26 protein-coding genes are annotated in these 20,306 nt (G+C 66.8%); 4 read left to right on the top strand and 22 right to left on the bottom strand.

Features of this window, described 5'->3' with window-relative positions:
* Positions 1-35: 35 nt before the first annotated feature.
* The 3 genes from ACSQ1W_RS11490 to ACSQ1W_RS11480 are packed head-to-tail and all read left to right on the top strand — an operon-like array spanning position 36 to position 2,556.
* Positions 36-1,040, top strand: a complete 1,005-nt coding sequence (locus tag ACSQ1W_RS11490) for an MBL fold metallo-hydrolase (protein ID WP_436043615.1) — start codon at positions 36-38, stop codon at positions 1,038-1,040.
* A gap of 29 nt (positions 1,041-1,069) precedes the next feature.
* The gene (locus ACSQ1W_RS11485) at positions 1,070-1,675 is read left to right on the top strand and encodes a GNAT family N-acetyltransferase (protein WP_192271725.1); all 606 of its coding nucleotides are present in this window, start codon (positions 1,070-1,072) and stop codon (positions 1,673-1,675) included.
* Positions 1,672-2,556 (top strand): carbon-nitrogen hydrolase family protein, encoded by an 885-nt coding sequence (locus ACSQ1W_RS11480; protein ID WP_436043613.1) that lies wholly within the window; start codon positions 1,672-1,674, stop codon positions 2,554-2,556. The genes ACSQ1W_RS11485 and ACSQ1W_RS11480 overlap by 4 nt, the downstream gene beginning before the upstream one ends.
* Positions 2,557-2,569: 13 nt before the next feature.
* Here ACSQ1W_RS11480 and ACSQ1W_RS11475 read toward each other — a convergent pair whose 3' ends face one another.
* The 13 genes from ACSQ1W_RS11475 to ACSQ1W_RS11415 form a co-directional block, all read right to left on the bottom strand.
* Entirely contained in the window at positions 2,570-2,782 is a 213-nt protein-coding gene (locus ACSQ1W_RS11475) for a helix-turn-helix transcriptional regulator (RefSeq protein WP_192271721.1), read from the bottom strand.
* Entirely contained in the window at positions 2,775-3,206 is a 432-nt protein-coding gene (locus ACSQ1W_RS11470) for a hypothetical protein (RefSeq protein ID WP_436043611.1), read from the bottom strand. Before ACSQ1W_RS11470 ends, ACSQ1W_RS11475 begins: the two co-directional genes overlap by 8 nt.
* Before the next feature lie 124 nt (positions 3,207-3,330).
* Entirely contained in the window at positions 3,331-3,882 is a 552-nt protein-coding gene (locus ACSQ1W_RS11465) for a phosphatase PAP2 family protein (protein ID WP_436043609.1), read from the bottom strand.
* A complete protein-coding gene (locus ACSQ1W_RS11460; protein WP_436043608.1) occupies positions 3,860-5,005 on the bottom strand; it encodes a glycosyltransferase family 4 protein in 1,146 nt (381 codons plus the stop codon). The genes ACSQ1W_RS11465 and ACSQ1W_RS11460 overlap by 23 nt, the downstream gene beginning before the upstream one ends.
* Before the next feature lie 89 nt (positions 5,006-5,094).
* Positions 5,095-5,730 (bottom strand): hypothetical protein, encoded by a 636-nt coding sequence (locus ACSQ1W_RS11455; RefSeq protein WP_192271713.1) that lies wholly within the window; start codon positions 5,728-5,730, stop codon positions 5,095-5,097.
* 65 nt (positions 5,731-5,795) lie between these two features.
* The gene (locus ACSQ1W_RS11450) at positions 5,796-6,137 is read right to left on the bottom strand and encodes an MmcQ/YjbR family DNA-binding protein (RefSeq protein ID WP_436043606.1); all 342 of its coding nucleotides are present in this window, start codon (positions 6,135-6,137) and stop codon (positions 5,796-5,798) included.
* 13 nt (positions 6,138-6,150) lie between these two features.
* Positions 6,151-6,438: a hypothetical protein gene (locus tag ACSQ1W_RS11445; RefSeq protein WP_436043604.1), complete on the bottom strand. Its 288-nt coding sequence runs from the start codon at positions 6,436-6,438 to the stop codon at positions 6,151-6,153.
* Positions 6,435-6,857 (bottom strand): hypothetical protein, encoded by a 423-nt coding sequence (locus ACSQ1W_RS11440; protein ID WP_436043602.1) that lies wholly within the window; start codon positions 6,855-6,857, stop codon positions 6,435-6,437. The genes ACSQ1W_RS11445 and ACSQ1W_RS11440 overlap by 4 nt, the downstream gene beginning before the upstream one ends.
* Before the next feature lie 140 nt (positions 6,858-6,997).
* The gene (locus ACSQ1W_RS11435) at positions 6,998-7,447 is read right to left on the bottom strand and encodes a hypothetical protein (RefSeq protein ID WP_436043600.1); all 450 of its coding nucleotides are present in this window, start codon (positions 7,445-7,447) and stop codon (positions 6,998-7,000) included.
* A 23-nt stretch (positions 7,448-7,470) separates the two neighbouring features.
* Entirely contained in the window at positions 7,471-7,878 is a 408-nt protein-coding gene (locus ACSQ1W_RS11430) for a YbjQ family protein (protein ID WP_436043599.1), read from the bottom strand.
* Between the two features lie 57 nt (positions 7,879-7,935).
* Positions 7,936-8,343, bottom strand: a complete 408-nt coding sequence (locus ACSQ1W_RS11425; RefSeq protein WP_436043597.1) for a DUF4259 domain-containing protein — start codon at positions 8,341-8,343, stop codon at positions 7,936-7,938.
* 53 nt (positions 8,344-8,396) lie between these two features.
* Entirely contained in the window at positions 8,397-8,705 is a 309-nt protein-coding gene (locus ACSQ1W_RS11420; RefSeq protein ID WP_436043595.1) for a hypothetical protein, read from the bottom strand.
* A 144-nt stretch (positions 8,706-8,849) separates the two neighbouring features.
* Positions 8,850-9,215, bottom strand: coding sequence for a cupin domain-containing protein (locus tag ACSQ1W_RS11415; RefSeq protein WP_436043593.1), 366 nt, complete (start codon positions 9,213-9,215; stop codon positions 8,850-8,852).
* A gap of 290 nt (positions 9,216-9,505) precedes the next feature.
* Between ACSQ1W_RS11415 and ACSQ1W_RS11410 the strand changes: the two genes are divergently transcribed.
* Positions 9,506-10,087 carry a DUF922 domain-containing protein gene (locus ACSQ1W_RS11410; protein WP_436043591.1) on the top strand — a complete coding sequence of 194 codons (582 nt, stop codon included), beginning with the start codon at positions 9,506-9,508 and terminating at the stop codon, positions 10,085-10,087.
* A gap of 19 nt (positions 10,088-10,106) precedes the next feature.
* Here the strand turns inward: ACSQ1W_RS11410 and ACSQ1W_RS11405 are convergent, their stop codons facing one another.
* The 9 genes from ACSQ1W_RS11405 to phoB all read right to left on the bottom strand — a co-directional run bounded on the left by ACSQ1W_RS11405 (position 10,107) and on the right by phoB (position 20,232).
* Positions 10,107-10,325: a hypothetical protein gene (locus tag ACSQ1W_RS11405; RefSeq protein WP_436043589.1), complete on the bottom strand. Its 219-nt coding sequence runs from the start codon at positions 10,323-10,325 to the stop codon at positions 10,107-10,109.
* On the bottom strand, positions 10,322-10,948 hold the full coding sequence (locus ACSQ1W_RS11400) for a hypothetical protein (RefSeq protein ID WP_436043588.1): 627 nt from the start codon (positions 10,946-10,948) through the stop codon (positions 10,322-10,324). Before ACSQ1W_RS11400 ends, ACSQ1W_RS11405 begins: the two co-directional genes overlap by 4 nt.
* Positions 10,949-10,971: 23 nt before the next feature.
* Entirely contained in the window at positions 10,972-11,940 is a 969-nt protein-coding gene (locus ACSQ1W_RS11395) for an aldo/keto reductase (protein ID WP_436043586.1), read from the bottom strand.
* Positions 11,941-11,991: 51 nt separating this feature from the next.
* Entirely contained in the window at positions 11,992-13,248 is a 1,257-nt protein-coding gene (locus ACSQ1W_RS11390) for a sensor domain-containing phosphodiesterase (RefSeq protein ID WP_436043584.1), read from the bottom strand.
* Positions 13,249-13,473: 225 nt separating this feature from the next.
* Positions 13,474-14,409 carry a hypothetical protein gene (locus tag ACSQ1W_RS11385; RefSeq protein WP_436043581.1) on the bottom strand — a complete coding sequence of 312 codons (936 nt, stop codon included), beginning with the start codon at positions 14,407-14,409 and terminating at the stop codon, positions 13,474-13,476.
* Positions 14,410-14,440: 31 nt separating this feature from the next.
* Complete coding sequence (gene ppx, locus ACSQ1W_RS11380) at positions 14,441-15,961, bottom strand: exopolyphosphatase (RefSeq protein WP_192273886.1); 1,521 nt, start codon at positions 15,959-15,961, stop codon at positions 14,441-14,443.
* A gap of 92 nt (positions 15,962-16,053) precedes the next feature.
* Positions 16,054-18,141 carry a polyphosphate kinase 1 gene (gene ppk1, locus ACSQ1W_RS11375; protein ID WP_436043579.1) on the bottom strand — a complete coding sequence of 696 codons (2,088 nt, stop codon included), beginning with the start codon at positions 18,139-18,141 and terminating at the stop codon, positions 16,054-16,056.
* On the bottom strand, positions 18,138-19,478 hold the full coding sequence (gene phoR / locus ACSQ1W_RS11370) for a phosphate regulon sensor histidine kinase PhoR (RefSeq protein ID WP_436043577.1): 1,341 nt from the start codon (positions 19,476-19,478) through the stop codon (positions 18,138-18,140). The genes ppk1 and phoR overlap by 4 nt, the downstream gene beginning before the upstream one ends.
* 64 nt (positions 19,479-19,542) lie before the next feature.
* Positions 19,543-20,232: a phosphate regulon transcriptional regulator PhoB gene (gene phoB, locus ACSQ1W_RS11365; protein ID WP_162336355.1), complete on the bottom strand. Its 690-nt coding sequence runs from the start codon at positions 20,230-20,232 to the stop codon at positions 19,543-19,545.
* Positions 20,233-20,306: the final 74 nt, after the last annotated feature.

Raw genomic sequence — 20,306 nt, 5'->3', positions numbered from 1 at the left:
CGTAAGCTCGCGATGATCTCTTCCCGGAGCCTCGCATGCGTGTCCTATTCCGTCTTCTGGTCCTCGGTTTCGCTTGCCTGGCCACGCCCGTGTTCGCCGCCGATGTCGCCGCACCCCGCATCACCGTCATCTACGACGCCTTCGGCGACGATCCCGCGCAGGAGAAGGACTGGGGCTTCGCCGCGCTGGTGGAGGCCGGCGGCAAGCGCATCCTGTTCGACACCGGCAACGATGCGGCGATCTTCGCGCGCAACGTCAAGGCGAAAGGCATCGACCTGTCGCGGCTGGATGCGGTGGTGATGTCGCATCGCCACGCCGACCACATGGCCGGCCTGGTCGAGGTGCTGAAGGTCAATCCGCAGGTGCCGGTCTACGCGCCGCAGGAAGGCTTCGGCATCTACGGCTCGTCGCTGCCGTCCGGCTTCTACCGCAAGGACGCCTCGCTGCCGGCGCGCATGCGTTACTACGATGGCGAACCGGCCGAACGGCTGCAGTTCGGTCGCGCCTGGCCCACGGGCAACTTCAAGCCGCTGGCTGAAACTACCGAGATCGCGCCGGGCGTGTGGACGATCGCCGCCGTCTCCGATGCGCCGGGGACGCGCGAACTGCGCGAGCTGTCGCTGGCCATCCGGACCGACAAGGGCCTGGTGCTGGTGGTCGGCTGCTCGCATCCGGGCATCGCGCACATCGTCGATGCGGCCGCGAAGCTCGATCCGCAGATCCATCTGGTGATCGGCGGCTTCCACTTCGTCAACGCCGACGATACCGCCATTGCCGGCCTTGTCGATGCCCTAAAAGCGCACCGCATCCAGTACATCGCGCCCGGCCACTGCACTGGCGAACCGACATTCGCCGCGCTGTTGAAGGCGTTCGGCGACCGCTACCTGTACGCCGGTGTCGGCGCCGTGCTGGATTTCGGCAAGGACGGCGTGGCCTCGCGTCCGCGCGGCGTGGACCTGGGCGATGCCGACCGGGTGCATTACCGGCTGCTGGCGCAGGATGGCGAGCACGCGCACCGGCACGTGGCGCACGCACACTAGGCCAGCGCCCATGCCGCTACACTGGCGGCATGACTGCCGGTTACACCATCGGCCTGTATCGCGGGCCAGAAATCACACCATGGCTGGACGACGTCGCGCGCCTGCGCGTGGCGGTGTTCCGCGACTGGCCCTATCTGTACGAAGGCGACCTCGACTTCGAACGCGATTATCTCGACGCCTATGCACGCTCGGCCGAAAGCGTGTTCGTGCTGGCGATGGATGCGGGGCAGGTGGTCGGCGCGTCCACCGGCCTGCCGTTGGCGGACGACACCGAGGCCTTCCGCCAGCCGTTCGTGGACAGCGGCATGGACCCGGAGGACATCTTCTACTTCGGCGAATCCGTGCTGCTGCCGGCTTACCGCGGCAACGGCATCGGCCATGCCTTCTTCGATCATCGCGAAGCGCATGCGCGTGCGCTGGGGCGGTTCGGCTGGACGGCGTTCTGCGCGGTGGACCGTGAACCCGGCGACCCGCGTTGGCCCGACGGGCACCGCGGCAACGACGTGTTCTGGGACAAGCGCGGCTACACGCGCCAGCCCGGCATGACGATGCGGTTGGCCTGGAACGAAATCGGCCGGGGCGAAGTCGATCACGCGTTGACCTTCTGGCTGCGCGGCCTGGAGCCGATGCGATGAAGGTCGCGGTCGCCAAGTACGCCATCCAGGCGCCGACGGATTTCGCCGCGTTCGCCGAACGGCAGGCGAGGGTGCTGGGCGACGCGACCGCACAGGGCGCGCGCATCGCCGTGCTACCGGAATACCTGGCGCTGGAACTGGCTGCCACGTTCGATGCTTCCATCCAGGCCGACCTGCACGCCTCGCTCCTGGCGATCCAGCGATACCGCGACGACTGGCTGTCGCTGTACGCGCGGCTGGCGAAGGAACTCGACCTGCACATCATCGCCGGCAGCTTCCTGTTGGCGCACGGCGCGGGCCGCTACCGGAACCGCAGCGATGTTTTCACCCCGCACGGTACGCATGCCTGGCAGGACAAGCTGCAGTTGACCGGGTTCGAGAAAGGGCTCGGCGTCATCGAAGGCGGCGATGCGCTGAAGGTGTTCGACCTCGACGGCGTGCGCTGCGGCGTGTCCGTCTGCTACGACAGCGAGTTCCCGTTGCCGGTGCGTGCGCAGGCGGAGGGCGGTGCGCGCCTGTTGCTGGTGCCGAGCTGCACGGACACCGAGGCCGGGGCGACCCGCGTGCGCGTCGGGTGCCTGGCACGCGCGCTGGAGAACCGGATCTTCGTCGCGCAGGCGGTGACCGCAGGCGAGGCGCCGTGGAGCCCCGCGCTGGACGTCAACACCGGCGAAGCCGCGATCTTCGCGCCAATGGATCGCGGTCTGCCCGCCGACGGCGTGGTAGTGCAGACGACGGGCGACCAGCGGTGGGCAATCGCCGATCTCGACATCGACGCACTCGACCGCAGTCGCGCCGAGGCGCAGGTAGCGAACGATCGAGACTGGGTGGGGCAGCTTCAGCCCGCCCTGGTGCGCGCACGCGTCGAACGGTTCGACTGAGCGGCCAGGCCGCTCAACGCTCCCAGCCGAACACCTCGGCCAACGGTTTGTCGAACACATCCGCGATGCGGAACGCGCACTCCAGCGTGGGCGAGTATTTGCCGGCCTCGATCGCGGCGATGGTCTGCCTTGTTACGCCGACGCGCTTGCCGAGGTCGGCCTGCGTCATCTCGCCCGCCAGGAAGCGCAGCGTACGGATCTGGTTGGTGAGCCGGGCGTCAGACACGCAGGCCTCGACGGTAACCCAGGATCACCAGGCTGGCATGGACGCCTTCAGCCACGGCGATCGCCAGCAGCGTGGCGTGCACGATGGTCCAGCCGCCGGAGGTGAAGGGCATCACGCAGCCGACGATGATGATGCCGGCCATCAGCACGTAGTACGCGTACACCGACGCACGCGAATCGATCCTCCGGTCGCGCTCGTCGATGGGCGTGGGCGAACCGTCTTCCTCGCGGTCCCGTCCGAGCAGGAAGGTCAGGGCGGCGATGACGCCCAACGATCCCAGCGCCACGGCGAGCACGAGGATCCGCTGCCCCATGTGCATGGCGGCAACCGCATCGGCATTGACCGACAGATAGGTGAAGTAGGCGCCGAAGACGACGGCCAGTGCGCCGAGCCAGACCCAGGCGAAACGTTCGCGCGACAGCATGGTGCTCTCCCCGTTGGTGATTGGACGGGGACAAAGGTATCCATGGCTTTACTCAATGTCAATAATTTATAACATTGAGTTATTTGAACGTAACTGTGAGTTCGTAATTCTTTGCCTGTCGTGCTCAGCCCAGCAGGCTGACGCCCGGCACCAGCCAGATCGACAGCCCCGCCAGGGTGGTGCCGATCACGGTCGCGGCCAGCACGTCACTGGGGTAGTGCAGGCCCAGGACCACGCGCGACGCGGCCACGCAGGCGGCGAACGGAATCAGGAGCGGCGCCAGCACCGGGTAGTGCGCCAGCGCCACCACCGTGAACGCCACCGCGTGCAGCGTGTGGCCGGAGGGGAAGCTGAATTCGTCCAGCGGCGCGATCCAGGCGCGGATGCGCACGTCGGAGGCGAAAGGGCGTGGCCGCCGGGTCCAGCGCTTCAGTGCCTTGTACAGGGTCAGCGCGATGACGCCGGTCGCCGCCAGGTGCGCGGAGGCGGCCAGCCCATCCAGGCCGTCGGCCACGATCAGCGCCGCCATCAGTACGTACCAGAACACGCCGTCGCCCAGCCGGCTGACGATGGCGAAGAAGCGGCGCACGCCGCTCCATTCTCCCCAGCGGTTGGCGAGCAGGCACCAGCCGGTGTCCCGGCCGATCAGGGCGTTACGCGGCAGCAACGGACGCATGGTGGCTTCTCCGTGTCAGGGCGAGGTCGGTCAGCAGGGCATCGAAGTCGGCCGCCACGCGGTCCGGGTGCAGGTCGCGCATCGCCGCGCTGGCGGCGTCGCCCTGGCTCCGTCGCAGCGTGGCGTCCGCGGCCAGCCGCAGTGCGGCGGCGAGGAAGTCGTCATCGGTTTCCACCGCCGCGCCGTGCACGCCGTCGACCAGGTGCTCGCGCGCGGCGCCGTAGTTGAACGCAACCGTCGGCACGCCGCTGGCCATCGCTTCCAGGGTGACGTTGCCGAAGGTTTCGCTGTGGCTGGAGAACAGGAACAGATCACCGCTGGCGAAGTGCCGCGCCAGCGCTTCGCCGCGCTGCACGCCGCAGAAAAGGAAGTCCGGGTGTTCCTGCGCCAGCCGCTCGCGCACGGGGCCGTCGCCGACCCAGATGAACTTCGCGGTGGGCTGCACCTGCTGGATCGCGCGGAACGCGCGGATCGACAGGTCCAGGTTCTTTTCGGCGGCGATGCGGCCCACGTAGATCACCGCCAGGTCATCCGGTCCGATCCCCCATTCCTTGCGCAAGGCGTCATCGCGTTGCGCGGGACTGAAATGGCGTGCATCGACCGCACGCGCCAACCGCACCACGTGATGGAAGCCCTGCGATTCCAGGAAGTCGGCCAGTTCGCGCGTCGGGACCAGTGTGGCATCGGCACCATTGTGGAAGCGGCGCATCCAGCGCAGCGCCGTGTGCTGCAGGAAGCGCACGCCGTAGTCGCGCATGTATTCGTCGAAGCGGGTGTGGAAGCCGGTCGCCGCCGGAATGCCCAGCCGTCGCGCCGCACGCAGCGCCGACCAGCCAAGAGGGCCTTCCGTGGCCACGTAGATCGCGTCCGGTGGAGAGGCTTTCCATTGCGCCAGCAGGCGGCGCGTGGCGGGCAGGCCGAACTTCAGGCCCGGATAGCGCGGCAGGCTGGCGCCGCGGACCAGCAGGGTGTCGTCGAGGTCGCGGCCGTCGCCCGGCTGGCGTGGCCGGATCACGGAGACGTCATGGCCGCGCTGGCGCAGACCGGCTTCCAGTCCCTGCACGGTCAGGGCCACGCCGTTCACTTCCGGCGGATAGGTCTCGGTGACGATGGCAAAGCGCATGCGCAGCTCCACGTTTTGCGCATGCTGGGGCTGGGAGGTGTCGCGCGTGTTGCGGTGCGATGACCGACAGATGACGCCATAGAGCTTCTTTACCGGCCGAGGGCGCGCAAGGCCCGGTGACCGGCATTGCGCGCCTGCGGATGTGCATGCGCCACGCACAGCGCCGCGATGGTCGCCAAGGTGGGATCCGGCCGCTTCGCGATCTCGGCCGCCACGGCTTCTGCTAAGAAGAAGTCCTCATGCACGGCCAGGTGCGAGAGCAGGCCGTGGTCGGCAAGATCCAGCGATGGGATCAGTGCGAGTGCCACTTCGATCTCGTCCTGGTCGACGCAGGCCTGGACCAAGGCACTGAGCCCGGGCTGGTCCGCCGGCACAGGGGCTAGCGAGGGATGAAGCTCGGGCAGCGCAATGCCATCAGCCAGGGCGGCATCCGCAGCCGCCATGAGCGCGTCGAGCGACGAGAACACCACTCGGGTCTCCCCGTCGTGGGAGAGGAACAGCACGTGTCCTTCCAGTGGGGCGCGTTGCAGCAGCACGTGGTGGTTGCTGGTGTCGGCGTCGTCCAGCACCAGCCCGTCGAGCAACTTCACGACCGGCTGCCAACGAAAGTCGGCGGTGATGGCTATGGCGGCATCGTTGTGCAGGAGATTCAGTTCCAACGCGGCATGGCCCGTGTAGTGGCCCCTGTCCAAGCGCTGGAAGTAGAGTGAGGTGGCGTGGTGCATGGCTTGGTTACCTGCGGAGTGGGCATCACAGTAGTCAATCGCTTGCGCCGCGCATGCCTGCGGGGTCAGCGCGACGTGCGCGTGCGTCGGGTCCCGGCATCCTTGCGCACGCGCGTCTCGTAGGCCTTGTCGACCAGCGCCTTGACCACTGCGGGCGTGGCCTTGGCCAGGTCCACGCGCAGCCCCAGCACCTTGCTGCCCCAGAACAGCTTCTCGACGGCATCCGGATACATCGCCAGCGCCTGCTCGCGATCCTCTTCGCCGACGAAGACGTGCAGGTGGGTCTCTTCCGGCGGAATGGTCACGAAGATCTTGCCGCGCACGCGGAACGAGGAATACGTGTGGTGCGGTTCCTCGGTGACGGCTTCCCGCGAAAGAGCGTGCAAGCGGATGGCGGACAACTTCACCGCAGGCATCCTGCTATGCGTTGAGCGTCAGCCAGCGCCAAGCGGCCAGCATGGCCACCCACAATGCCGTGCCCAGCACCAGCGAGACGCTCAGCAGGGTGCTGTCCCATCGACGAGCGAACGCCAGCGAAATCATCATCAGCGGCGCGAGCACATCCATGGCCAGTTCCAGTGGATGCCAAGCGCGCCACGGTGCTCCGATCATGACGCACACCACCGCACAGGCGCCTGCGCCCAGGCGGACCCACATGGGCACCGGACCTGATCCGGACATCAACAGTCGGATGTCGCTGCGGTTCATGCCGGGCGTCCTCCACGGGAAGCGAGTCGATGTCCCAGCCAGGCCATCGGCAGGTAAGCGAGGAGCAGGTCCACGACGGTGAACCACACCGGCGAGGGCAGCAGGGCGACCGCGGCGATGCCGCCCAGCAGGAAGCAGGCCCCGACCACCCACGCAGGGCCGCGGGTCCGCCCGGGCGTGATCAGCGTGGCGACGACGGCGCCGACCAGCGTGCCCATCGCGTGCGCAAGGAGGGGAAACAGGAAATGCCTTGGTTCGAACAGCGGCATCGCCGCTTTCAGGCCTTCGGTCGTCGTGGTGTCGACGCCGGCGGGCGGTGGGACGACATGGCCCCCCAGCGTGATCAACGCCATGTTGGCGACACTGCCGACCACCACCCCGACGACGACCGCCAGGATCAGACGGAACACACGCTTCATGACAACCTCCGGCAAGGATGCGAGGGACTGCCCGTCGGCGTGGGGCCGGCCGTGACGGCGATGACTATAGCGGAGCTCCGCAGAGCGGGCGCGACATTGTCAGCGCGGGTACGCGCACGGCACCGCCCAGGAGGAGCGACTCACCAGGCGACCCCGTCCTTCCACTCGTCCGGCGGCAACCATGTGGTCTGGCCGGACGACGGGGCATCGACGCGGCCCGAGGCCACGCTGCGCGCCACGCTGGGTTCGATGTCGGAAAACCGGGGCACACGCGATCCGATGGCAGCGCCGATCAGGTTGTTGTGGATATCCATGGCGTTGGCCCGCGTGCCGCGCCCCTCCATGACGCGGTTGACCACGCGGACGGCGCGTGCGTCCAGCGTGTAGGCCACGACGGCGCTGGCCAGCGTGTGCCTGTAGGCGTCGAGTGGACCGTGACGCCCACCCGGGAGCGGGCTCCGAAGGACATGGGACCACGTGTACGTCAGCACGACGGATGGATAGGCACCCAGGATCAACACGATCCATGCCAGCCTGCGCCACCATGAGCGACGGCGGCGCTTCGGCAGCGGCGTGGACGAGGTGGACATGGCGGGCGCGAGGGTCCCGTGGCTCAGGTATCGCGTGGTTCGACCACCACCGCGGTTCCGTAGCACAGCACCTCGGTCAGGCCTGCCATCACGTCGGTGGCGTCGTAGCGCACGGCGATGATGGCGTTGCCACCGAGCATCCGCGCGTGCTGCACCATGTCGCGGTAGGTCGCGCTGCGTGCCTGTTCGCACAGTTCCGTGTAGATGGTGATGTTGCCGCCCAGCATGGTCTGCAGGCCGCCGAGGAAGTTGCCGATGATCGACCGCGACCGCACGGTGATGCCGCGCACCAGGCCCAGGCTGCGGACGACGCGGTAACCGGGCAGTTCCATGGCGGTCGTCACCATTGCATCGGTCAAGGGCAGCGCCGGGTTGCGCGTGGGCGCAGGGACCGGCGTGTAGGCGGAAGAAGAGTTGTAGGGATCTGCCATGGGTTCTCGTCGGGTCGTGTGTGGCGTGGGCGGGGGTATCAGGGCGACATCGTAGGGTCAGGCCTGCACCTGCTGCGCGAGGTCCGTCACCGCCGCCTGCCAATCCTGGAAATCCTCCGTGTCTTCCCAGAGCTCCCTCAGCTCCGAATGCTCGGCGAGGATGCGGTGCAGGGCGCTTCCCGCTTGCTGGCGCAGGTCGTCGTCGACCGTGGGGCGGATGCGTGCCAGCCAGTCGGCCAGTCCTTCCTCCTGCTGCGCCGCCAGCGTGGCACGGCCCTGCGCGGCGGCGGCGACTTCCGCCGCCACGATGGCCAGCACCGCATCCGGCGCTTCCACGTATTCGGTCGACGTCAGCACGTTGTCCAGCACTTCGCGGATCAGCGACAGATCCCCGCTGTCCAGCACGTCGATCAGGAAGTCCGCCGCGCCGTCGTTTTCGAAGGACCCGATGCCCCAAGTGCCCATGTGAGGTCTCCCGTTCGGAATGTGTCGCCAGGCGTGTACGAAGCCCGGATGTTTCAACGCAGGCCGTGCGAGGCCTTGAAACGGTCGAGCAGGTCGAAGAACAGCGTCATGGCCTCGCCGTCATCCTGTTCGGTACGGGTGATGGCTGCCTGCCAATGGAGTTGCCCGATATCCAGGATGCCCTCCGGCGTGGTGAGCGAAACCCGATCGTCCTCGTGTCCGATCACGGTCCGCACGAAGTCCGAAAAATGCATCAGGAACAGCGTGTCGTGGTGGTCGTGGGTCCCGTGGTCCATCAGGGCCGACTCGTATCCCTCGATGAAGGCGCACAGCGTGACGAAACCCGCGGGTTGCAGATGCATGCCCGGACGTCTCCGGACACGTTCAAGTACGTCGAAAAGAGGCATGGCGTGGTCCTTCACTGGTCGGGGGTTGAACGGTATGCGTCATGCCGGTGGCGGGGACTCCGACCGGGGAAACCAGGGAGCGCGGCGCTTTCGCGATGGTCACACCCATACATCATTCCTGGCGGTATAGGCGCCGCCAGCATCGCCGGTGTTCACCACGCCACGCGGCTCCACCAGCATGATGCTGCATTCGTGTTTCGCGACGGGGCGATGCTCGGTGCCCTTCGGTACGACGTACATTTCGCCGGCCGACAGCGGTATCACCTTGTCGCGGAACTCCAATGTCAGCTCGCCCTCGATGACGATGAAGACTTCGTCGGTATCCGCGTGCGCATGCCACACGAACTCGCCCTGCACCTTGGCGAGCTTGAACTGGTAGTCATTCATCTCGGCGATGACGCGACGTGACCAGTGATCCGAGAAGCGGGTCAGCTTGTCTTTCAGGTTGATGGCGCTGTCTGGCATGGCATCCCTCGGTCGCGGGGGCCGGCGGTCCGCCGTGACGACGATGATAGGCGGGAAATGGCGGGTGGTGCGGCGAGATGCGAACGGCGCGTTCCGATGTGCGTGCCGTGGGCTACATGACGGCGTGCCGTTCCCGTCTCATGTCATCGCATGTCCCTGCTGTTGGACGGTGCCTGCATCGCCGCTGTCCCGCGCCCGGTAGCCTGCGTCCGCCGAAGCCGATGATCCTCGTCCGCAAACCGTTCTGTCCATGAAAGAATGCGTGCCGGGGTATTCGACAAGGAGAGGACATGCGGCGGGTCTGCGTGATGTCGGGGCTATTGCTGATGACGACGCCGGCGCTGGGCCTCGGTGATGATCCGGTCGCGGGGGAGCTGACTGTCGTCTATTACCCCGTCAGCGGCAGTACGGCACGGCAGATCCATCGGGAACTGGAGGCGAAGGGGCCACGTGACGAAGAGGGGCGTCGATACCACGGCCTGGCGGAGTGGCAGGTGGACTGGTCATACGGACTGACGCAATCGGGCGGTGACTGTGTGCTCACCGACGTGCAGGTCGATCTGCAGGGGAAGATAACGCTGCCGGCGTGGACGCCGGGAGCCAAAGCTTCGCGTGGTCTGGTCGACGAATGGACACGCTACATCGAGGCGCTCCGCCGGCACGAGCATGGTCATTACGCCCACGGCATGCGGGCTGCGGAGGAAATCCGTGCGTTGCCTGGTTCGCTGGCATCCTCCGATTGCGGGGCGATGGGGCGCAGTTTCAACAGCAAGGCCATGCGGATCCTCGACAAGTACAGGCTCATGGACCGCATGTACGACGAGCGCACGGAGCATGGCGCAAAAGAGGGCGCGCTGCTCCAGGGGAGCTGACGGGAGCTGCTCGCTGGGGTCAGTCTTTCCTGCGCAGGTAGAACCAGCGCCAGGCCAGGGGGCCGGTCACGATGCAGGCCAGGCCGAGTGCAAGCAGTGTCGCCATCATCCATTCGGGTATCGCATCGAGGCCCAGCAGGCGGGGGCCCAGGAAGGCGAGTCCGACCGTCAGCGGCAAGACCACCACGAACGTCATGGCGGCGATCTGGTAAAGCGGTTCGTTGTACCGGTTTGTCATGGTTGTCCTGCCGGCATGGCCGGTTGTCCCGCTTGTGCAGGGTACTGGTGCTGGAAAGCGCGCGCGGCCGGCGCGGCGCATTTCGCCAGGCTGTCGAGGGCCATCGCAAGCGCATCCTGCAGCGGATGATCGATCCCGACATACGACCAGTCCATCCGGTTGCCGTGACCATCGCGCGTGCTCAGGAAGTACTGGGTGCCGTGTGTAACGGTGGGGACGAGGGGGGCATCGAAGGCATGACCGATGGGAATGCTCCGTTCCGCCAGGTCGCGATAGATGGCCGCTGCGGCGGGACAGGTGTCAGCGTCGATGAGGAGGGAGCAACTGTTGTTCCAGCTGCCGACGGCCATGAAGAGCTTCGGTGGCTCCGCGCTCTGTGCGAAAGCGCCGGTCCGACCCTGTCTGAAGTGGACCAGCAATCCCGGGCCGTTGCCGGTATCGGGAATGCGCCCGATCAGGACATCGGTTGGATACAGCTGCACACCCACGTCCTCCGGCCAGATAACCACTTCGGGCAATCCGCTCGCCCGACAGCCATCGGACATGGTCGACCAATCGGCGGTCGCGGGTGGGGCCCCGGTGGCGCAGCCGGACATTCCCATCGCCAGGAGCACGGTCGTCACGCACGAGGTGCGCCCTTCGCGACTCACGGCACGCGGGTCCCCCGTGCCGCCGTGAACAGCGCATACCATTCTTCCCTGCTCAGCGTGACGCCATCGGCCGCGCAGCAGGCCGCGAGCCTGACCGGGTCGGTGGTGCCGACGATGGGCTGGATACCGGCGGGATGGCGCAGCAGCCAGGCGAGCTGGATCGCTTCCGGGGCGACGTTCTTCGCTTCCGCCAACCGGCGAAGCAACAGCGACGTGCCGCGAACGACGGGATCGGCGAACTCCGATGTGGCGGCGAGCTTGCCGCCGGCCAGCGGCGACCAGGCCTGAACGCGGAGATCGTGCAGGCGACAGTAATCCAGCGTACCCGCGGCGGAGGCGTAGGCATGCCCGGTGGTATTGGCGACCACGCCGTCGTCGATCAGGTGATGGTGAAGCAGGCTGACTTCCACCTGATTGGCGACGAGCGGCTGTCGCACGTAACGGCGGAGCAGGTCGATCTGGGCTGGCGTGTGGTTGCTGACACCGAAATGCCGCACCTTGCCACTGGCATGCAGGTCGTCGAAGGCGCGTGCGACCTCTTCCGGTTCCACCAGCGCATCGGGACGGTGCAGCAGCAAGACATCCAGGTGGTCCACGCCGAGCCGCGACAGGCTACCGTCGACCGACGCCACGATGTGCGCGTGGCTGAAGTCGTAACGCCCCGGCGTGCCGGACGGATCGTCGGCGAAGCGGATGCCGCACTTGGACTGCAGCACCATGCGGTCGCGCAGCGCCGGCGAGGTGCGGAGCACGTCACCGAAGATCTGCTCGGACTTGCCGCGCGCATAGATGTCGGCGTGGTCGAACAGGGTGATGCCGCCGGCCAGTGCGGTCTCCACCAGCCGTTGCGCCTGGCGGCGCTCGTCCGCAGTGACCGGCGAGGCATCCCAGGCGCGGCTGAGCTGCATGCAGCCGTACGCGATGCGCGAGGCGGGCAGGCCGTCGGCCAGGAGGTAGGTCTTCATCGTGTGGTCGCGGATTCCGGAGAACGGATCATGATAGGGCGGCGACGTGGCTCAGTATCGCCGCCGCTCCGCCGCCAGCCGGCGGGCGAGGGCGTCGACCTCGAGCGGACGCGCCAGGTGATAACCCTGCACGTCGTCGACGCCGAGCGCCTGCAGCGCTGCCAGCTCCGTCGCGGTTTCCACGCCTTCGGCCACCACGTGCGACTGCGTCTGGCGGGCGAACTCGATCAACGCCGCCGCGAGCGCGCGGCGCGGCGAGTCGCTGTCGATGTCACGGGTCAGGCTGAGGTCGAGCTTGATGATGTCCGGATGGATCGCCAGCACGTGGCGCATGCTGGCGTAGCCTGCGCCGGCATCGTCCACCGCGATCCGCACGCCCGATTCGCGCAACGGCACCAGCCGTTCGTTGAGCAGCTTGTAGTCGTCCACCAGCGAGTGCTCGGTGATCTCCAGCACCACGCGGTGCGGATCCAGGTCGTCGATGTAGCCGTCGATGCCGCCGCTGATGATGGTCTGCGGCGACACGTTCAGCGCGACATAGAAGTCGCCCTTGACGTCGCGCAGGCCGTCCAGCGCGGACAGGATGGCGTTGAGCTCCAGCCGCACGCCCAGACCGATCTCGCGCGCCTCCGCGAACCAGATATCCGGCGTGCGACGCGGCTCAAGCTCGAAGCGGGACAGGCACTCCACACCGATGATGCGACGTTCGCTGCTGCGGTAGATGGGCTGGAACACCATGTGCGGCTGGCCCATTTCCAGCACCGAGGTGATGCGGGCGACCTTTTCCTCGTGGGCCTGCACCGCATCCAGGTCGCCGTCGATCTGGTAGGCGAGCAGGTCGGCGAACGCGCGCATCATGTGCAGGTCGCGCTCGCCCAGCGACAGGTTGGCGGCCAGGCTGAAGCAGCAGAACGTGCCGTAGACGCGGCCGTCGCGCAGCTGGATGGGCACGCTGAGATGCGAGCCGATGGGGACGGCGGCCGTCTCGGGGATCTGCACGACCGCTGGCACCGCCGACGTGTCGGGAATCAGCTGCGGGATGCTGCCTTCGACCACCCGCATGCAGTAGCCCTCGTCGAGCGGACTGGAGTCGCCGGGCCGGATCGGCGCACGGTCGAGGCGGGTGACGACATGGCGGAACACGCGGTGGCTGCCGTGGAATTCGCTGACGAACGCCACGTCCATGTCGAGGTGGCGGCGCACCGCATCGAGCAGGCGGTCCACGTTGCGCGCAATGGCCACGGCACCCGGTCCGCCTTCGAGCCAGGCGTCGGTCAATGCGTGTTCTGGACTCCTACTGTCGATCACGGACTTCCTCCTGAAGGCAGGTACGCGACAAATAGTCGGCCTGGGGTCCTGCTCCCGCCGCAACGACGGACGGGAAGGATGGCGTGGGGCAAGTCGGGTAGACCACGCCGCAGAACCGGGGCTGGTCCGAGTGTAATCTCAAGTCACACTAACGTACATCCGCTTGCTGCGGCGCAGCGGTACCTGCCCCAGCGAGACATCGAACTTGCAACAGTCCTGCCCGCGTCAATCTTGAGCCGCGATTGTCGCTTGCCGGCTCTGCAGCAATTGAAGGATAAACAGGCCGCTGGCGTAGGAAACGACGGGTGCCTTGAGGTTCAAGTTTAGATCGAGCTTCACTTTCACCTTGTCGTACAGGAGGGAAAGCAGGCTTTGCCCCGTCATCTGGCCGGAGGCCATGTTGCCGACCTGGTAGGTAAGGACGGCCGGATTGCTCCAATTCAGCACGACCTGCGTCACCGACCAGACATCGCTCACGTAGCTGAGTGCCCCCGGGCTTGATTCGATTACATCCCAGTCCAGCGATTGGATCCACTTCGGTATGTTCTCGTGGTCGCGTAACCAGTCCATCAAGCGGTAGACGTCGGTGAGCGAAATACTCGTTTCGCCATCGCGTTTCTGGGACACAGCATAGACACGCGCGAAAGTTCTAAGGTCCTGCAGCCAGAAGTCCTGAAACGTGCCATCCGCAGTGATGTCTTTTTGATGGAGCAGCAACGTGCGTGCACGCTTTTCGTTCAAGGTGATGAATACGTCAGGGTGCCTGATCTTCACCAGGTCGACCGCAGCGGGCGCGCGCGTCAGCAGCGATCTTCCTCTATCCACTGTCAGCTTTGCGATCCCTGCAGCACGGTCAAGGATCCCAGTCTCTTCGACGGCCTGCGAAGAGTGTTTGTTCCAGATCCTGAGAATGCATGGCAGGCACAAGCCTGTCCCTTCGCATTCCTTGCGTTCGTCCGGCTTTCCCTTAAGTCGCGGCTGGCCTACCAATGTTGGGAATCTCGCCCTCGCATCCGAGTGGATGTCCAAGTCCTTGCTTAAGATGAGATGGCCGGAGCAGAAATGGTGATGACAGCTTTCGCAGTAGTACCGATTGACAGTTCCGACGAAGGCGAGTGCCGGCTTCTTGCCGAAAGATGCATCGCAGGTCGTGCATTTCATGTTGGGATATCCGGAAGAGTTTCAATCGTGTTCACGCCACGAACGGCTTGAACGCGACGCCCAACCCCTGCATGTCCTCGGGTTCACCGACCAGGTCGGAGCGGAGCAGGGGGCGGGAATCGATCCACTTCTTGCTGACCACCAGGTCCAGGCGGTCGCCGCTGGCGGTCGCATCGAGCTGCGGAATGGCTTCGGCGTCGTGGGAGCGGTGCAACAGCACGGCGAGGCGCAGCAGCGCAGCCTTGCGCTTGGCGCTCAGCAGCAGGCGGTCGGGCAGCGCGTCGAAGGCGGTCTTCGGTATGCCGCGGCGGTGCGTGCGCACCAGCGCCGACAGCACCTGCTGTTCCTGCCGCGAGAAGCCTTCGATGTCGGAGTGCTCCAGCACGTACGCGCCGTGTACGTGGTACTGACTGTGCGCGATGACCAGGCCGATCTCGTGCAGGCGTGCGGCCCAGCCGAGCAGGCGTGCATCGTCGTCGTCCAGGCCCCAGCGGTCCTCGACCTGCTCGAACAGGCGCATCGCGGTGGCTTCCACCCGCGCGGCCTGGAACTCGTCGATGCCGTAGCGCTGCATCAGCGCCGCCGTGGACAGGTCGCGCGGATCGTTCTCGCTGCCGCGGCCCAGCATGTCGAACAGGATGCCCTCGCGCATCGCCGCCTTGCTGACCATCAGCCGTTGAAGGCCCAGCGCTTCGAACGCCGCCTCCAGCACCAGCACGCCGCCGGCGATGATCGGGCGCCGGTCGTTCGACAGGCCGGGCAGCTCGATGTCCTCGATGCGGTCCGCCTGCAACAGCTTGTCGCGGACCTGCGGCAGTGCTTCGGCGGTCACCGCACCCTTGGTCAGCTTCATCGCCGCGCAGATCTCGCCGATGGCCTTGTTGGTGCCGGACGAGCCGATGGCTTCCTGCCAACCGAGATTGCGGTACAGGCCGGCGAACTGCTGGAACTCCGCGCCGATCTCGGTGAGCGCTTCCTTCCAGCGCTTGCGCGAGAGCTTGCCGCCGGGGAAGAAGCGGCGCGTGCTGGCGATGCAACCGGCCTGCAGGCTTTCGCGTTCCAGGGTCTCGAAACCGCGGCCGATGATGAATTCCGTCGAGCCGCCACCGATGTCGATGACCAGTCGGCGCTGGCTCGTCTTCGGCGGTTGCGCATGCGCCACGCCCAGGTAGATCAGGCGGGCTTCTTCGCGGCCCGAGACCACTTCGATCGGCTTGCCGAGCGCGGCTTCCGCCGCCGACAGGAACTCCTGCGGGTCGCGCAGCTGGCGCACGGTGTTGGTGGCCAGCGCGCGAACGCGCATCGCGGGGATGTCGCGGATGCGTTGACCGAAACGCGACAGGCAGTCGAGCGCGCGCTGGCGTGCGGCGGCGGACAGGCCGCCCTTGCTGTCCAGGCCATCGGCCATGCGCACGGTTTCGCGCAGACGGTCGACCACGCGCAGCTGACCCAGCAGCGAGCGCGCGACGATCATGTGGAAGCTGTTGGACCCCAGGTCGATCGCGGCCAACAGGTCCCCGTCCTGGAGTGGCGGGGAGGTGGGGGAGGTCAGGGGCGCCATGCGACCAGTTTAGCCAATGGTGGCGCGCAATGCCTCAACGCGATGACGACGCATGCCATCGCGGGATGCGTCCAATGGTCGCATCACACCTTCGCCAGCAGCGTGCCCTGCGCGGAGTGCGGCGCGTCGTCGCCGGGCGTCAGCTTGACGTAGCTGCCATCGGCCTGCAGTTCCCACGCATTGCAGTTGTCGTCCAGGTAGTTCTGCAGGCCATCCTTGAATACGCGCGCGGCAAGATCCTTGTCGAGGATCGGGAAGCAGGTCTCCACGCGGTGCAGCAGGTTGCGCTCCAGCCAGTCCGCGCTGGCGCAGTACAGCTCCGGCGAGCCGTCGTTGCCGAACCAGTAGAGGCGGCTGTGTTCGAGGAAGCGCCCGACGATGGAACGTACACGGATGTTGTCCGAGATGCCCGGCACGCCGGGGCGTACGGCGCATGCGCCACGCACGATCAGGTCGATCCGCACGCCGGCCTGCGACGCCGCGTACAGCGCGCGGATGATGCGCGGCTCGTTGATGGCGTTGATCTTGGCGATGATGTGCGCCGGCTTGCCTGCCCTGGCCAGCTTGGCTTCGCGCTCGATCTTCTTGATCAGTCCCGGATGCAGGGTGAAAGGCGACTGCAGCAGGCGCTTCAGTTTGGTGGTGGGCGCCAGACCCGACAGTTGCTGGAACAGCAGGTGCACGTCGTTGCCGATGTCCGGATCGGCAGTGAGCAGGCCGATGTCGGTGTACGCACGCGCGGTGCCGCTGTGGTAGTTGCCGGTGCCGAGGTGCACGTAGCGGCGCAGCTTGCGGCCTTCGCGTCGCACGATCAGCAGCATCTTGGCGTGGGTCTTGTAGCCCACCACGCCGTACACGACCTGCGCGCCGGCTTCCTGCAGGCGGTCGGCTACGCCCAGGTTGGCGTCCTCGTCGAAGCGCGCGCGCAGTTCCACCACCACGGTGACGTCCTTGCCGTTGCGCGCGGCCTGCACCAGCGCCTCGACGATGGCCGAGTCCTTGCCGGTGCGGTACAGCGTCTGCTTGATCGCAAGTACGTCCGGATCGACCGACGCCTGCTTGATCAGGTCGAGCACGGCCCCGAACGAATCGAAGGGGTGGTGCAGCAGCACGTCGTCGTCGGCGATCTTCTCGAAGATCGCCTCGCTGTCGCGCAGCGGACGCGGAGTGAAAGCGGGGTACTTCAGCTCGGGGCGCTGCACCAGGTCGTACACCTGGATGACGCGGTTGAGATTGACCGGGCCGTTGATCGGATACACCGCGTTGTCGGGCAGTGCGAAGTTCTGCAGCAACTGCCGCACGATGGGCTTGGGGCAGTCGTGCGCGATTTCCAGCCGCACCGCCGGCCGGTAGCCGCGGCCGACCAGTTCGTCGCGCAGCGCCAGCGCCAGGTTCTCGACTTCCTCTTCGTCCACCACCACTTCGGAATTGCGGGTCACGCGGAACTGGTAAGAGCCCTTCACTTCCATGCCGGGAAACAGCTCGTCCACGAAGACCGACAGTACCGACGACAGCAGCACGAAATCGTTCTCGCCGCCCGACACGCGCTGCGGCAGGTGGATGATGCGCGGCAGCGAGCGCGGCGCGCGCACGATGGCCAGGTGGCCGGCGCGCCCGAACGCGTCCTTGCCCTTCAGCACCACCACGATGTTGAGCGACTTGTTGAGGATCTTCGGGAACGGATGCGCCGGGTCCAGGCCCAGCGGCGACAGCACCGGCATGATCTCGTTGCGGAAGTAGGCGCGCAGCCAGCGCGTCTGCCGCGCATTCCAGCTGTCGCGACCGAATACGCGCACACCGGCTTCGGCCAGGCCAGGACGCAGCACGTCGTTCCAGCACTTGTACTGCGCATCCACCAGTTCGGCGGCGCGGTCGTGGATCTTGTTGAGCACCGTGGCCGGGCTCATGCCATCCGCGCCCGGGGGCAGGCCGAAGTCGAGCGCGTGGCGCACGGTGGCGGCGCGGATCTCGAAGAACTCGTCCAGGTTGGTGCAGGAGATGCACAGGAAACGCAGGCGCTCCAGCAGCGGCACCGACGGATCCTGGGCCTGCGCCAGCACGCGGAAGTTGAAGTCCAGCTGGGACAGCTCGCGGTTGAGGTAGAGCGACGGATCGCGCAAGGCGTCTTCGCCGGTCGCGGTCGCGGATGTCGTGTCCAGGGCGGCGTTCATGCGATCTGGCTGTCCGTGGTGTGTGGCGTCGTGACGTCGAGGCGTGGCTCGACGCGTTCGGCACCGAAATGGATGGAGAACACGCTGCCCTGGCCGACCTCGCTTTCGATCTCGAGGCGGGCCTGGTGGAGGTTCAGCACGTGCTTGACGATCGACAGGCCCAGGCCGGTGCCGCCGCTTTCGCGCGACCGGCTGGTGGACACGCGGTAGAAGCGTTCGGTGATGCGCGGCAGGTGCGAGGTCGGGATGCCGTAGCCGGTATCGCGCACGCTCAGCACCGCGCCGTCGCCTTCGCGCGCGAAGCGGACGGTGATGGTGCCGCCGACCGGGGTGTAGCGCACCGCATTGCTGACCAGGTTGGAGAACGCGCTGTGCAGCTCCTTGTTGGAGCCGGACAGGTCCAGGTTGGCTTCGTCCTGCACCACGATGGTATGGCGACGCTGGCTGAGCGCTTCGGCCTCGCGCCGCAGCGTCGCCAGCATCGGCGCCATCGCCACGTTCTCGTCGGGCAGGCTGTCCTGCGCTTCCAGCCGCGACAGCGTCAGCAGGTCTTCCACCAGCTGCGTCATGCGCTGCGACTGTTTCTGCATCTCGCTGAGCATCGGCGCCCAGTCCGGATACTCCGTGGGCTCCAGCATGTCGAGGTAGCCGTGCACCACGGTCAGTGGCGTGCGCAGCTCATGCGAGACGTTGGCGACGAAGTCGCGCCGCATCTGCTCCAGCCGCAGCATCTTGCTGACATCGCGTGCGACCAGCAGCCAGTACTCGTCGGAGTAGGGAATCAACCGCAGGTTGAGGCGCAGGTGCGGGTCCACCGGAGACGCGGCATCCAGCATGGGTTCGGCATTGCGACCGGCGGCCAGCCAGTGCGACATCGGCAAGGGCTGCAGGCGGTCGCCGACGGGGGTGCCGATATCGGTCGGATACTGGAGTCCCAGCAGGCTGGTGGCGGCCTTGTTGAACCACTGCACACGCTGGCTGTTGCGTTCCACTACCACCACGGCATCGGGCAGGGCGGCGGCGGCGGCGCGGTAGGCGCGCAGCATGTCGAGCAGGCGCCGCTTGCGGGTACGCATTTCCGCCTGGCCGCGGAACAGGAGGCGATCCAGTTCGTTCCAGACGCCCTTGCCCTGCGCCGGCTCCATGCGCTGGCGTGCCGTCAGCCGTAGCAGGACCTTGCGCAAGCGCCAGTAGTGCCACGCCACCACACCGAGCGCGGCCAGCGTCACCACCGGCCAGACCTGGCCCAGCAGCAGGCCGACCACGATCGCCGCCGCCAGGATCAGCGCCAGTTGGCCGAGCGTCTTGAACCAGGCGGTGCGGATGTCGTGGGGCATGGATCGATTGTGTCAGATGTGTGTGACAGCCTGCGCCGGCCGCGCTTCCGCGCAACCCGCAGGGTCACATCGCCGCGGAGAAGCGGTAACCCGAGCCGCGGACGGTCTGCACCATGTTCTCCAGCGCGTGCGGTTCAAGCGTCTTGCGCAGGCGGCGGATATGCACGTCGACGGTCCGTTCTTCCACGTAGACGCTGCCGCCCCAGACATGGTCGAGCAGCTGCGTGCGCGAGTAGACGCGCTCGGGGTGGGTCATGAAGAAGTGCAGCAGGCGGTACTCGGTGGGGCCGATGGCGACGGGGGTGTCGCCGGCGAACACGCGGTGCGCGGCCCCGTCGATGCGCAGGTTGCCGACAGCGACGCTGCCGTCCTCGTCATCGTCGCGCGAGCGGCGCATGACGGCGCGGATGCGCGCCAGCAGCTCGCGGGCGGAGAACGGCTTGACAACGTAGTCGTCGACACCGGCTTCCAGCCCGCCGACGCGGTCGTTCTCCTCGCCACGGGCGGTCAGCATGATGATCGGCACGTCGCGGGTCATGGCGTCCTTGCGCCAGCGGCGGGCCAGTTCCAGGCCACTGGTGCCGGGGAGCATCCAGTCCAGCAGGATCAGGTCCGGGACGCGGTCGGCGATGGCGTTCTGGGCTTCGCGGGCGTCGCCGGCGTGGATCGGTTCGTAGTCGCCCTTGCGCAGGGCGAAGGCCACCATGTCGCGGATGGCGGGCTCGTCGTCGACGATCAGGATGTGCTTCTGCACGCAGGGTCCGGGGAGGGGAGGAGGGACCGCGCCAGTAGACGACAATTTTGTGACGTTTACATGACACGCCGCAG

Source organism: Pseudoxanthomonas sp. LjRoot143 (assembly GCF_964252945.1).
Lineage (GTDB): Bacteria > Pseudomonadota > Gammaproteobacteria > Xanthomonadales > Xanthomonadaceae > Pseudoxanthomonas_A.
The sequence above is the reverse complement of the archived record's forward strand: the minus strand, read 5'-3'. Positions and strand labels throughout refer to the sequence as shown.

Bases quoted from the DNA above. Each gene is read 5' to 3' on its own strand.
- ACSQ1W_RS11490 (WP_436043615.1), top strand. From the start codon at position 36: ATGCGTGTCCTATTCCGTCTTCTGGTCCTCGGTTTCGCTTGCCTGGCC.
- ACSQ1W_RS11485 (WP_192271725.1), top strand. From the start codon at position 1,070: ATGACTGCCGGTTACACCATCGGCCTGTATCGCGGGCCAGAAATCACA.
- ACSQ1W_RS11480 (WP_436043613.1), top strand. From the start codon at position 1,672: ATGAAGGTCGCGGTCGCCAAGTACGCCATCCAGGCGCCGACGGATTTC.
- ACSQ1W_RS11470 (WP_436043611.1), bottom strand. From the start codon at position 3,206: ATGCTGTCGCGCGAACGTTTCGCCTGGGTCTGGCTCGGCGCACTGGCC.
- ACSQ1W_RS11465 (WP_436043609.1), bottom strand. From the start codon at position 3,882: ATGCGTCCGTTGCTGCCGCGTAACGCCCTGATCGGCCGGGACACCGGC.
- ACSQ1W_RS11460 (WP_436043608.1), bottom strand. From the start codon at position 5,005: ATGCGCTTTGCCATCGTCACCGAGACCTATCCGCCGGAAGTGAACGGC.
- ACSQ1W_RS11455 (WP_192271713.1), bottom strand. From the start codon at position 5,730: ATGCACCACGCCACCTCACTCTACTTCCAGCGCTTGGACAGGGGCCAC.
- ACSQ1W_RS11445 (WP_436043604.1), bottom strand. From the start codon at position 6,438: ATGAACCGCAGCGACATCCGACTGTTGATGTCCGGATCAGGTCCGGTG.
- ACSQ1W_RS11440 (WP_436043602.1), bottom strand. From the start codon at position 6,857: ATGAAGCGTGTGTTCCGTCTGATCCTGGCGGTCGTCGTCGGGGTGGTG.
- ACSQ1W_RS11435 (WP_436043600.1), bottom strand. From the start codon at position 7,447: ATGTCCACCTCGTCCACGCCGCTGCCGAAGCGCCGCCGTCGCTCATGG.
- ACSQ1W_RS11430 (WP_436043599.1), bottom strand. From the start codon at position 7,878: ATGGCAGATCCCTACAACTCTTCTTCCGCCTACACGCCGGTCCCTGCG.
- ACSQ1W_RS11425 (WP_436043597.1), bottom strand. From the start codon at position 8,343: ATGGGCACTTGGGGCATCGGGTCCTTCGAAAACGACGGCGCGGCGGAC.
- ACSQ1W_RS11420 (WP_436043595.1), bottom strand. From the start codon at position 8,705: ATGCATCTGCAACCCGCGGGTTTCGTCACGCTGTGCGCCTTCATCGAG.
- ACSQ1W_RS11415 (WP_436043593.1), bottom strand. From the start codon at position 9,215: ATGCCAGACAGCGCCATCAACCTGAAAGACAAGCTGACCCGCTTCTCG.
- ACSQ1W_RS11410 (WP_436043591.1), top strand. From the start codon at position 9,506: ATGCGGCGGGTCTGCGTGATGTCGGGGCTATTGCTGATGACGACGCCG.
- ACSQ1W_RS11405 (WP_436043589.1), bottom strand. From the start codon at position 10,325: ATGACAAACCGGTACAACGAACCGCTTTACCAGATCGCCGCCATGACG.
- ACSQ1W_RS11395 (WP_436043586.1), bottom strand. From the start codon at position 11,940: ATGAAGACCTACCTCCTGGCCGACGGCCTGCCCGCCTCGCGCATCGCG.
- ACSQ1W_RS11385 (WP_436043581.1), bottom strand. From the start codon at position 14,409: ATGAAATGCACGACCTGCGATGCATCTTTCGGCAAGAAGCCGGCACTC.
- ppk1 (WP_436043579.1), bottom strand. From the start codon at position 18,141: ATGAACGCCGCCCTGGACACGACATCCGCGACCGCGACCGGCGAAGAC.
- phoR (WP_436043577.1), bottom strand. From the start codon at position 19,478: ATGCCCCACGACATCCGCACCGCCTGGTTCAAGACGCTCGGCCAACTG.